Source organism: Proteus sp. fly-1067 (genome assembly GCF_040139345.1).
Classification (GTDB): Bacteria; Pseudomonadota; Gammaproteobacteria; order Enterobacterales; family Enterobacteriaceae; genus Proteus; species Proteus vulgaris_B.
Genome location: NZ_JBEEUL010000011.1, coordinates 120,061 through 132,809 on the forward strand (window position 1 = coordinate 120,061; position 12,749 = coordinate 132,809).

Annotated in this window: 11 protein-coding genes and 1 pseudogene; 3 read left to right on the plus strand and 9 right to left on the minus strand. The window is 35.9% G+C overall.

What is annotated here, in order from left to right; all coding sequences use genetic code 11:
* Positions 1–17: 17 nt before the first annotated feature.
* Entirely contained in the window at positions 18–455 is a 438-nt protein-coding gene (hpaR, locus tag ABN217_RS14750; RefSeq protein ID WP_196553626.1) for a homoprotocatechuate degradation operon regulator HpaR, read from the minus strand.
* Positions 456–1,047: 592 nt separating this feature from the next.
* Here hpaR and hpaC point away from each other — a divergent pair.
* From hpaC to ABN217_RS14765, 3 genes and pseudogenes are all read left to right on the plus strand, one after another.
* Complete coding sequence (gene hpaC, locus ABN217_RS14755) at positions 1,048–1,566, plus strand: 4-hydroxyphenylacetate 3-monooxygenase, reductase component (protein ID WP_072070714.1); 519 nt, start codon at positions 1,048–1,050, stop codon at positions 1,564–1,566.
* 598 nt (positions 1,567–2,164) lie between these two features.
* Positions 2,165–3,649, plus strand: a complete 1,485-nt coding sequence (dtpB, locus tag ABN217_RS14760; RefSeq protein WP_196553625.1) for a dipeptide/tripeptide permease DtpB — start codon at positions 2,165–2,167, stop codon at positions 3,647–3,649.
* 278 nt (positions 3,650–3,927) lie between these two features.
* Positions 3,928–4,131, plus strand: a pseudogene (locus ABN217_RS14765) (TM2 domain-containing protein); the annotation flags it as partial.
* Positions 4,132–4,210: 79 nt separating this feature from the next.
* On the opposite strand, the gene fbaA reads toward ABN217_RS14765, so the two are convergent.
* The 8 genes from fbaA to ABN217_RS14805 form a co-directional block, all read right to left on the minus strand.
* On the minus strand, positions 4,211–5,290 hold the full coding sequence (gene fbaA, locus ABN217_RS14770; RefSeq protein WP_196553623.1) for a class II fructose-bisphosphate aldolase: 1,080 nt from the start codon (positions 5,288–5,290) through the stop codon (positions 4,211–4,213).
* A 63-nt stretch (positions 5,291–5,353) separates the two neighbouring features.
* Positions 5,354–6,517, minus strand: coding sequence for a phosphoglycerate kinase (pgk, locus tag ABN217_RS14775; RefSeq protein ID WP_072070717.1), 1,164 nt, complete (start codon positions 6,515–6,517; stop codon positions 5,354–5,356).
* Between the two features lie 86 nt (positions 6,518–6,603).
* Complete coding sequence (epd, locus tag ABN217_RS14780; RefSeq protein ID WP_072070718.1) at positions 6,604–7,623, minus strand: erythrose-4-phosphate dehydrogenase; 1,020 nt, start codon at positions 7,621–7,623, stop codon at positions 6,604–6,606.
* Between the two features lie 257 nt (positions 7,624–7,880).
* Positions 7,881–9,875, minus strand: a complete 1,995-nt coding sequence (gene tkt, locus ABN217_RS14785) for a transketolase (RefSeq protein WP_072070719.1) — start codon at positions 9,873–9,875, stop codon at positions 7,881–7,883.
* A gap of 517 nt (positions 9,876–10,392) precedes the next feature.
* Positions 10,393–11,373, minus strand: a complete 981-nt coding sequence (locus ABN217_RS14790; RefSeq protein WP_349459558.1) for a hypothetical protein — start codon at positions 11,371–11,373, stop codon at positions 10,393–10,395.
* Positions 11,374–11,419: 46 nt separating this feature from the next.
* A complete protein-coding gene (locus ABN217_RS14795; RefSeq protein WP_349459559.1) occupies positions 11,420–11,878 on the minus strand; it encodes a hypothetical protein in 459 nt (152 codons plus the stop codon).
* 130 nt (positions 11,879–12,008) lie between these two features.
* Entirely contained in the window at positions 12,009–12,338 is a 330-nt protein-coding gene (locus tag ABN217_RS14800; RefSeq protein ID WP_340895340.1) for a hypothetical protein, read from the minus strand.
* A gap of 54 nt (positions 12,339–12,392) precedes the next feature.
* Positions 12,393–12,743 (minus strand): hypothetical protein, encoded by a 351-nt coding sequence (locus ABN217_RS14805; RefSeq protein WP_349439675.1) that lies wholly within the window; start codon positions 12,741–12,743, stop codon positions 12,393–12,395.
* Between the last annotated feature and the right edge of the window lie 6 nt (positions 12,744–12,749).

Consider the following 12,749-nt stretch of genomic DNA (forward strand, 5'->3'; position numbering starts at 1 on the left):
TTTATTATCAAAATAAATTATTTCTCTGATTGTTCGGTATCATCTGGATTTAACGCAATCAGTTCTTTTAATAACCCAGATAAGCGTTGTAATTTCTCGGTCGAAAATTTTTGCTCAAGTAATTGATAACCTTCTTCAATTTTAGGCTGAATTTTATCGTATAAATTTTGACCATTTATAGAAAGCGAAACAAAAAGCTTTCGCTGGTCACTGACAGGTTTTAATCGACAAATTAGCTCGTCTCTTTCCATTCTAATAAGAATACCCGTTAAACTTGGTCGAAGAATACACGATTTTTGTGCTAGTTCGTGAAAATCAATAGAACGCTTATCCGCAAGCACTCGAATAATCCGCCATTGTTGTTCTGTCAGATTATGCTCTTTAAGAACAGGTCGAAAAAAACCCATCGCAGATTCCCGAGCTTGCAATAGTGCGATAGTTAATGATTCATGCATAATCAAGAAGCTCTTTATATGGTGTTATAGGTGAATGGACGAAAAATCACTCAATATAGACAGTGAAAAAGTACCGCTGTTTATGGTTTATAAAATGACTATATTCTAAGAATAGACTATTTGTTACAATTATTCATATTAACAAATAAATAAAGTTGACTCAATTTTTGCAATTTTATTCTCTTTGTGCAATTTATCACCCTTTACTTTTATTTGTTTTAACACCACTTTTCACAACCATTTGCCCTATATGCAATTATTATGAGTTTGCAATTTGTGTTATCCCCCTATCTATTGAAAAAAGTCGCCTAATTTGCCTATTGCCTTAGCTATAAATTAGGAATAATGATCGTAGCGATAAGGTTGTCTCACATTTTTTTGAGATAAAGTTAACAAGTTGTAACAAAGAAAGATTGCTATCTTTGTTTATGCGCGGTAGCGTTACGCCTTTAAATTCGTGCGACGAAGAAACCGGCAAGTTCATAACAACTTTGTTAAGCGGAGTCGTTAAACCATATTTTAACGACCTTAATTAATCATTATTTTAAGTGAAGACGCCCACAGACGAGAAGTCTGGCAGTAGGAGTAAAAAATGTCTGAGGAAAAACAGGCTAACCCACTTTTTCGGGATGCAATGGCAAGCTTAGGTGCGGCAGTTAATATCGTTGCAACAAATGGCGATGCTGGATGTTGTGGCTTAACCGCAACAGCGGTATGTTCAGTCACTGATAATCCACCAACCGTGATGGTTTGCATCAACAGTAAAAGCCAAATGAATACAACTTTTCAAGAAAATGGAAAATTAAGTATCAATATCTTGAATCATGAGCAGGAAGAAATGGCCTGTCATTTTGCCGGAATGACAGGGCTTGCGATGGCAGATCGCTTTACCCAACCAGGTTGGCAAAATGGGCAACTACAACAACCGATATTAACAAATGCACTAGCCTGCTTAGAAGGCGATATTTATGATGTTCGCCAAGTTGGCACGCATTTTGTTTATATGGCTGAAATTAAAAATATTGCTGTACGTGAAGATGGTGATGGACTTATTTATTTTAAACGCCGTTTCCATTCTGTTAAAAATGAATTGGTACCTATCTCCATTTAAACTTCGACTATTTCTGACTCAAGATAAAAACGCGCTTTCAATAAGGGCGTTTTTTATTATTAATAATATCTTTATAAATCCAAATATTTATCCAAAATAAATGAATACTTATTTATTCAAATAACCATTCCTAATTTTTAGGTCTTTATTAAACTTTTATTAACATCTGTTTGTTATAAAAGAATATCTTTAAATTATAATGAAAAATTTCTTTCTATAATCAATCAGTCACATCATAAAAAACTTTTTCTTTTCATTTTCACCATGCATCTTTATTTATTCTAATTAGATTAAAATACAAACAAAAAATAATCTTATCGGCGAATTTTTATACCAAGAACCAATTAAATTGCTTTATTTTAAAATAAACTAATGAATATTTTTTTCAATCTGGTATTAATCTTCCTTACAGTGTGATCAACCTTTGAGAAGTCATTCCATCAATATATTAGTCTACTCGACTTGCTGATTACCTTCTTAAATTTGCAAACATCACTCTAAATACGGCAGATAATGTTATCGTCATGTAACATATCTCATAAGTTTGAGTAAATAACATCGTTGTTGAAAATAAATAATAATTAGGGGCATTACAGATATGGATAAACCCGCTCAAGTCGGTTTATTACAACAGCCTAAACCATTCTTTATGATTTTCTTTGTAGAATTATGGGAACGTTTCGGTTACTACGGCGTACAAGGTATTCTTGCCGTTTATTTTGTTAGTAAACTCGGATTCTCTCAAGAACAGGCTTTTATTACTTTTGGTGCATTTTCTGCACTGGTTTATGGGCTGATTTCTATTGGTGGTTATGTTGGTGATCACTTATTAGGAACAAAACGAACTATTGTTTTAGGTGCTATTGTCTTGGCTATCGGTTATTTCATGACTGGTATGTCAATTATGTATCCTAATTTAATTTTCTATGCATTAGGAACTATCGCTGTAGGTAACGGTTTATTTAAAGCGAATCCTGCAAGCTTATTAGCAAAGTGCTATCCACCTAAAGATCCCCGTCTTGATGGCGCATTTACGCTATTTTATATGTCGATAAATGTTGGCTCATTAATTTCTTTATCTGTTGCGCCAGTACTTGCCGATCATTATGGATATGGGCTGACTTATAATATTTGTGGTATTGGCTTAATTATCGCCTTATTGGTTTATTTCTTCTGTCGTAAGATGGTAGCAAATATTGGTTCTGAACCAGACCATTTACCAATGAATTACAACAAGCTGCTATTAGTCATTGCCGGATCTGTCGCAATGGTATTTGCTTGTGCATGGTTACTGCACAACGTAATGATTGCGAATATTGTTTTAGTCAGCTTGTCTATTATTGTTGTCTTCATTTATTTCCGTGAAGCGTTTAAACAAAAAGACCGTGTTGCACGTAATAAAATGTATGTTGCTTTTGTTCTGATGTTAGAAGCTGTTATTTTCTACATTCTTTATGCACAAATGCCAACCTCATTAAACTTCTTTGCTATTCACAACGTTCATCATAATTTATTGGGTTTTGAGATCCACCCTGTAAGCTTCCAAGCTTTAAACCCATTCTGGATTATTATTGCTAGCCCAATCTTAGCCATCGTGTATAGCCGTTTAGGCGCGAAAGGCAAAGACTTCTCAATGCCAGCGAAGTTTACCGCCGGTATGCTTCTGTGCTCGTTAGGATTCCTTACAGCCGCCGCATCGGGTATGTGGTTTGCAGATGCTCAAGGCTTAACATCACCTTGGTTTATCGTTCTGGTTTATTTATTCCAGAGTTTAGGTGAGCTAATGATCAGTGCATTAGGTTTGGCCATGGTTGCGGCTTTCGTACCGCAATATATGATGGGCTTTATTTTAGGTATGTGGTTCTTAACTCAAGCAACAGCCTATTTGTTAGGTGGTTACGTTGCAACTTTTACAGCAGCACCAGAAGGTATTACAGATCCACTACAGACTTTACCTATTTATACCGATGTGTTTGGTAAAATTGGTATAGTGACCTTAATTGTAGGTCTGGTTATGTGGGCAACAGTGCCTCTACTTAACCGAATGATGAAAGAAGAAAGCAAAGACGTTAAAGCGGTTTAATTCTCTTTCCATTTTGTTGTTTTATTTAAAGCGCCTATCAATAGGCGCTTTTATTTTAGGAAAAAAACGGAAATACATTTTTAATGTCATTGTCTTTTTCTGCTTTACGAAATGCGCCATTTTCTTAATTTTATCTTTATCATCCCCATTCTCTTTTATCTTCTTTTAATCTGTTTTATAACGATTACTCTTAATAGAAAACAGCTAAGAACCTATATTGTTTTATATTTACCATTAACAGCACTCATGTTGGAAAGAGGAGTAGTTTAATGAACGATAAAAATAAATTGTCAGCAGCATTACTGGCTATTTTTTTAGGTGGACTAGGAATACATAAATTTTATCTTCGCAAAGTCGGTATGGGGATTTTATATCTAGTTTTTTGTTGGACGGGGATCCCCGCTATCATTGGCTTTATTGAAGGTATCTATTATTTGTGTATTTCAGACCAAACCTTTAATGCTAAATATAATCGAGACTAAAATTGTCCTGCTTTCTTTGACTAGATACAAAAAAACCCGCTCAATAAGCGGGTTTATGTCATCTTGAAGAATTAATCAATTAAAGAACATCAACTGCATTCAATTCTTTAAATGCTTGCTCTAAACGAACAACCATTGATGATTGTGCTTGACGTAACCAGTTACGTGGGTCGTAGTATTTCTTGTTAGGTTTATCAGCACCTTCTGGGTTACCTAGCTGACCTTGCAGATAGCCTTCGTTCTTTTTATAGAATTGTAAGATACCATCCCAAGTTGCCCACTGAGTATCAGTATCGATATTCATTTTGATAACACCATAGCCAACAGCTTCTTTGATTTCTTCAGCAGAAGAACCTGAGCCGCCATGGAAAACGAAATCTAGGCTATTGTGTGGCAGATTGAATTTCTCTGATACGTAGTCTTGTGAATTGCGCAGAATTTTTGGCGTTAATTGAACGTTACCTGGTTTATAAACACCATGAACGTTACCGAAAGAGGCTGCGATAGTGAAACGAGGGCTTACCGCGCTCAGTTTTTCATATGCGTAAGCAACATCTTCTGGTTGAGTATACAGAGCAGAACTGTCCATGCCTGTATTATCAACACCGTCTTCTTCACCACCAGTACAGCCTAATTCGATTTCTAAAGTCATATCGATTTTAGCCATACGCGCTAAATATTTAGCACAGATTTCGATGTTTTCTTCTAATGACTCTTCTGATAAGTCAATCATGTGAGAAGAGAACAGTGGTTTACCTGTTTTAGCGTAATGTTTTTCACCTGCATCTAGCAGGCCATCAATCCATGGCAATAATTTTTTTGCACAGTGGTCAGTGTGCAGAATAACAGGAACACCGTAGTATTCAGCCATTTGATGCACATGGTGAGCACCAGAAATTGCACCTAAAATAGCGGCTTGTTGAGGTACATCAGATTTAAGACCTTTACCTGCGATAAATGCAGCACCACCGTTAGAGAACTGTACAATAACAGGAGAACGAACTTTCGCAGCAGCTTCTAACACAGCATTGATTGAGTCAGTACCTACACAGTTAACCGCTGGCAGAGCAAATTTGTTTTCTTTTGCTACTGCAAATACTTTTTGTACATCATCACCCGTGATGACACCCGGTTTCACGAAATCAAAAACTTTAGACATGTAATAAGATCCTATATTTGGAACAGGTAGAAAATAACTTTCTACCTGTATGAGCTGACTTAATTACTGTTTAGCGCGTTCTTCTAACATTGCAACAGCAGGAAGTTTTTTGCCTTCAACGAATTCTAAGAAAGCACCACCACCGGTTGAAATGTAAGAGATTTTGTCTGCGATATCAAATAAATCAATAGCTGCCAGCGTATCACCACCACCTGCGATAGAGAATGCTTCGCTATCTGCAATCGCTTTAGCAATGATTTCTGTACCTTTACGGAAGTTAGGGAATTCAAATACACCTACTGGACCATTCCACAGGATAGTTTTCGCATTTTTCAGGATTTCAGCTAAACGTTCAGCTGTCACATCACCGATATCTAGCACTTGTTCATCGTCTTTGATGTCACTTGCTGATTTTAAAACAGCGTCTGCTGTTTCTGAGAATTCAGTTGCAACACGAACATCAGTTGGTACTGGAATATCGCATTTTTCCATCAGTTTTTTAGCGTCATCTACTAAGTCTGCTTCATATAAAGAACGACCTACTGGGTGACCTTCTGCTGCGATAAAGGTATTTGCAATACCACCACCAACGATTAATTGGTCAGCGATTTTTGATAAGGAATCTAATACAGTCAGTTTAGTTGAAACTTTAGAACCACCAACAATTGCAACCATTGGGCGCGCTGGTTTATCTAATGCTTTACCTAATGCTTCAAGCTCTGCTGATAACAGAGGGCCAGCACAAGCAACTTGTGCAAATTTAGCAACACCATGAGTTGATGCTTGAGCACGGTGAGCAGTACCGAATGCATCCATTACGAACACATCACATAATGCAGCATATTGTTTAGACAGTGTTTCGTCGTCTTTCTTTTCGCCTTTGTTAAAACGAACGTTTTCAAGAACCACTAATTCACCGGCATTAACTTCAACACCGTTTAAATAGTCTTTAGCAAGACTTACAGGTGCAGTTAATTTGTCTTTCAGATAGTCAACAACTGGTTTTAAAGAGAACTCTTCGTTGTACTCACCTTCGGTAGGGCGACCTAAGTGAGAAGTTACCATCACTTTAGCGCCTTGTTTTAACGCGGCTTCAATTGTTGGTAAAGAAGCACGAATACGCGCATCTGAAGTCACTTTACCATCTTTTACTGGAACGTTCAGGTCAGCACGGATAAGAACTCGTTTACCCGCTAGGTCTAAATCGGTCATCTTAATTACAGACATGATGAATCCTCTCATTGATTCTCTAAAATTTAGTAATCTTCTGTTCAGTGTGTTGTATTTTACGCGACACCGTCATTAAAACATGATTATTTAAAACCAGTTGTAGCCATTGCTAACGTTGTATCAAGCATCCGATTAGCAAAGCCCCATTCATTATCACACCAGACTAACGTCTTGATCAGGTGTTGCCCACTGACTCTTGTTTGAGTGCCGTCAACGATAGCACTATGAGGGTCGTGGTTAAAATCAGTTGAGACTAATGGCAATTCTGTGTAATCCACTATACCACGAAATGCGCCAGTTGCTGATTTTTGAATTAACCGATTGACATCTAACACATTTACAGCGGTTTTTACAGTGACACTTAAATCAATTGCCGTCACATTAATTGTAGGAACTCGTACAGAAATTGCCTCAAAATGATCCTTAAATTTTGGGAAAATTCGAGTAATTCCTGCGGCCAATTTCGTATCAACAGGAATGATAGATTGTCCTGCGGCACGAGTACGGCGTAAATCCTTATGATATGCATCAATCACGGGTTGATCGTTCATGGCTGCATGGATTGTAGTTACTGTTCCTGATTCTATATTAAACGCATCATCCATCATTTTAATGATGGGAATAATGCAATTTGTTGTACAAGATGCGTTTGAAACAATGCGGTGTTCTTTTTTAAGTTCATGTTGATTAACACCAAAAACCACTGTTGCATCTAAATCTGTTGTTCCCGGATGAGAAAAGAGCACCTTTTTGGCACCTTGTGCAATATGAGCTTCGCCATCAGCACGAGAGCCATAAGCACCACTACAATCAAGCACAACATCAATACCAAGCTCACCCCAAGGTAAATCAGTAATATCAGCATGATGAAAAAGACGAATACTATCATCACCTACTTGCAATAAATCATTATTAATTCGTACATCCCAAGCAAAACGTCCGTGACTGGAGTCATACTTGAGAAGATGCCCAATACCTTGTGCATCAGCCAATTCATTTATTGCAACAACCGTTATTTCAGCCCGTTTGCCTGATTCATAAAGCGCTCTTAACACATTACGCCCTATTCGACCAAAACCGTTAATAGCGACTCTGATTGTCATGTGACTTCCTTGATAACTTGTGATTTGCAACCGCTTAGAATAATAGAGCAAGATACTAATCAACAACGATAAATCAAGTAAATCTAGAAATTGTGCAGTCACCGACATTTTAGCATTAACTGAAACGGTTCAGCTTATTGGTAATCAGATTACGAGAAATGAGAGAAGATCGCAATAGTAAACAAAGATGGAAGGATAAAAAAAGAGCACATCTGAGAAATTCTTCCCAAAAATGTGCTCTTGTTAACACTTATTGATTATTTAAGTAAAGATTTTGCCTGTGTGACCACATTTTCAACAGTAAAACCAAACTCTTCAAATAATTCGTTTGCAGGTGCAGACTCACCGAAGCTATGCATACCTACAATCGCACCATCTAAACCAACATATTTGAACCAGTAGTCAGCAATACCTGCTTCGATAGCAACACGAGCTTTCACTGATGCTGGTAATACTGCTTCACGATAATCTGCATCTTGTTTATCAAATGCATCTGTTGCTGGCATAGAAACAACACGTACTTTACGGCCTTCAGCAGTCAGTTGATCATAAGCGCTAACCGCTAATTCAACTTCAGAACCTGTAGCAATAAAGATTAATTCAGGCGTACCAGTACAATCCTTCAGGATATAACCACCCTTCTCGATATTTGCCAGTTGCTCTGGAGTACGTGGTTGTTGTGCAAGATTTTGACGAGAGAAAATCAGCGCTGTTGGGCCATCTTTACGATCAATCGCATATTTCCATGCAACTGCTGATTCAACTTGGTCACATGGACGCCATGTGCTTACGTTTGGAGTAACACGCAGGCTTGCCATTTGCTCAACTGGTTGGTGAGTTGGACCATCTTCACCCAGACCAATAGAGTCATGAGTGTAAACAAAGATACTGCGGATCTTCATCAGTGCAGCCATACGCACTGCATTACGCGCATATTCCATAAACATCAAGAAGGTTGCACCGTAAGGGACGAAACCGCCGTGTAATGCAATACCATTCATGATTGCAGACATACCGAATTCACGTACACCGTAATGGATGTAATTACCCGCATTGTCTTCATTCAGCGCTTTAGAACCAGACCACATAGTCAGGTTACTTGGTGCTAAGTCCGCAGAACCACCCATGAATTCAGGTAATACTTTACCGAATGCTTCTAATGCATTTTGAGATGCTTTACGGCTTGCAATACTTGAAGGGTTTTGTTGCAGATTTTCAATAAATGCTTTGGAATCTTTTTCCCAGTTTGCTGGTAATTCACCAGAAACACGACGTTTGAATTCAGCCGCTAATTCAGGGAACTGTGCTGCGTATGCAGCAAATTTAGCATCCCATGCAGCTTCTTTTGCTTTACCCGCTTCTTTCGCATCCCACTCTTTATAGATTTCTTGTGGAATTTCGAATGCGCCATATTCCCAACCTAACGCTTTACGTGTTTCAGCGATTTCTGCATCACCTAATGGAGAACCATGAGAATCTGCAGTACCTGCTTTATGCGGAGAACCAAAACCGATAGTGGTTTTACAAATCAACAGTGATGGTTTGTCTGTAATTTGTTTTGCTGTTTCGATAGCGGCTTTAATGCTTGCTGCGTCGTGACCATCGATACCACTGATAACATGCCAGCCATAAGCGTCAAAACGTTCTGCTGTATTGTCAGTAAACCAACCATGCACTTGACCATCAATAGAAATGCCATTGTCATCATAAAATGCAATCAGTTTGCCTAACTGTAGTGTTCCAGCTAAAGAACACACTTCGTGAGAGATACCTTCCATCATACAACCATCCCCCATAAAGGCGTAGGTGTAGTGGTCAACGATGTCATGACCAGGACGGTTAAATTGAGCCGCTAATGTACGTTCTGCAATAGCAAAACCCACTGCGTTAGCAATACCTTGACCTAAAGGACCCGTTGTTGTTTCAACACCTGGGGTATAACCATATTCTGGGTGACCCGGTGTTTTAGAATGCAATTGACGGAAATTTTTCAGATCATCTAAAGAAACTTGATAACCAGACAGGTGCAGTAAGCTATAAATCAGCATTGAAGCATGGCCGTTAGATAATACGAAACGGTCACGATCAGCCCAGTTAGGGTTTGTCGGATTATGATTTAAAAAATCACGCCATAATACTTCTGCAATATCAGCCATACCCATAGGGGCGCCAGGGTGTCCTGATTTCGCTTTTTGCACAGCATCCATACTTAAAAAACGGATCGCATTAGCAAGGGTTTTACGAGTGGTCATTTTCTACTCCAAGTCGGATAAAAAGCATCTAGATAGCTGATTCTCTCAATGCAGGCAAAAAACCGCAATATAAAAAATCCACCAAGGTGGCTATCGTAATTAGCTTAAATCAATAGTTCTTTGATTTGTACGGCGTTTTTTACGATTAAAGCGGAAAATAACATTAAACCACTGCATTGTTGCGCAACAAAAAGCAAAAAAGACAAATATTTGCGCAATTGAGAAGCGTGCTATTAAACCTTAGCTTGATATGACTAATCAAGATAAAAATTCATTACCTAATTATCCATCAAATCAAATAAATACCGTATTTGTTTTAATTATAACCTAATAACTGACTGAACTTGTTACAAAGACGTAGAATTATAAGTGTTTAAAAAAGATAAAAAGCAGATAATTCACTGATTCAGTGATAAAAATCTTATTTATATCATATATAGCTAAAAGGAAAACTCTGCGTAACTTAATTGTTATTCTTTTTATTAAAAAGCAATGTACCTATATATTCTACTTAGTCTTAGTTAATTTTAGATAGAAAATACTCTAAGTGTAACTCCTTAAAATCTTCTTTTCTAATAAAGAAATGCAAATCGATAATTGATTTTAATAATAGAAAGAATTGTAAGTTATCTCTTTTACAAAACGCTTTTAATTTTAAAATTTCATCAGGATTATTTTTTAAAATATAATAGTTATAATTCATGATGATCATCTTAGAGACGAAGAGATTAAGTGCTGATTGATCTTTACTTAAACAACTCACTAATAATTTAAATATTTTATCAGTATCACATTGGTACGTTTTGATAAATTTTTCAGGTGACAGATAAAATAAACAGTGATCTTCTAACGTAAAGATAACACTTTCATCTTCCTCAAGAAGAAATTTAATAATTTCCATCTGTTGCTTCTTAATGATATTTAAATCTTTATGACTATTCTTCTTTCTATATTGATAAACAAGATCGTGAGTTAAATTGATTAATAAATCAACTCTCATTATTTTATCATCTGAATAACGAAAATAAAGTTGATTATCCTTCACTATAAAATAGTGATAATAAAAATCAGCAAATCCCATATCATAGAATAAATAATTAATAAGTTCAGTTTTATAGATATTTTCTTTCTCTTCACCTAAAAAAGAGAGAGTCGCTTTTAACTGAGAAATAATATAAGTAGAAACTAAGTTTTTATCATAAAAACTTTCATTTCGATTTATCGATAATATATTAGGTAAAAGTCTTAAAAAATAAAAGAATCTATAATAATTTTGATCGTAAGGTTCAACACTAATCACTTCATCAACTTTCTGTGAGCTAAATAATTCATTCCACCATGAAAGATAAAGAGCTGGCTTATTTTTTAATTTGACTGAAATGATTTCCTCTAATTCACCATCCCAAGGCTGTAAAAATAGGGTATCGTGTTCAAAAGGAAGCACTCTCGGATTGAATAATTTTCTTAATTTATATTGATAAATCTTAGTGATATCCATCTCTCTACTTCCTTAAGTTACTCTATTTTTCTTAAAAAGAATAAAGTTAAATTACGACTATTTTTTTATGGTAGATCCCTACTGGCCAATACCCTTGATAATAGATATTAACGATATTTTCCCAGTTGTCTCCATAATTGAAATATTTTTCAGTAAGATACTGCCTAAATGCGTAACATATCGCATTTCTTGCTGCAATTTTAAAGTTATGTACATCGTACTGAAATTGGCTGTCAGTTACAGGAAACGCTTTTAAATTTTCTATTATTGCTTTACTGACAACTAATCGCATCTCAACTAAATCTTTGGGATATTCTTGTTTTATATAGAAAGGATCATCTTGAGTGGGAGACGTTGGCAACCATTCGATATTTAAAGACGATTCAAAACAAGTTTGAATACTTTGAAAATAGATAATTTTTTTATCATCAAAGCTTCCTTGTCCCATATTAGAAAAGAAAGATGTAATGCCAATTTTTTGTTGGATTTCGTTAAAAAAACTCATAGTTAATAGACTCAATTATTTCTACGTTAACTCTGTCTGATTTCAACAAACTTTATATTACCCAAAGTAAGGATAACCTCTTCTTCCACATAAGGATTAAGAGAAATAACTCTAGCAAAGTATTTCATTCTTATTCTGGCCCATCCCATTTTAGTTGATCTTTTAAATGCTCAGGTACAATCTCAAATAAACTCTTAATATTTTTCTTATGTATATTATAATTATCACAAATTTTTTCATTAGCATTATCTAAGTAATATTTAGCTTGTACATTAAGAAAGTAGATATCATTATCAGTAATCTCTTCGGTAGGTAAAGTGCCAACAATATTATGTAGCAACTCAGCTTCAAAACCACAGGATTTATTTTTCCCCTTACGGATAAAACTGTGTGTTTGAACATTTCGAATATGGGATAATGCCCACCATAGCATTTCAGAGTAAATTTCTATTTTTTTCATTTTAATGCATAATATCCTTATAGTGATTAGATCCCTACTAGAATAAATTTTAGTTTAACGATTATTATCTTCCACTAACGCTAAAAAATGATCTTGAAGATCGCCTTGAATTTCTTCATCATCATAAATAAGCTGAAAATCCTTATTTATATTATTAACGAAATGAGTACCGTCTAGTGTTCCAAATATTGTTGATGCCGTATCTGTCATCACGATTTTCATCATATCAATCACTGATTGCTTTTCTTTTTCTGATAAATTAACAAAAATCTTATTCACTTGAGAGAAAGAGCCTCTATTTTGACTCTCTTGAACTTGCCTATTTAGTCTTTCACTATATAGTTTGAGGTTATCTTCAAATAACTCTTTGTATATTTCATTAATAACAAGCTCATCTTTTTTCATTATTTT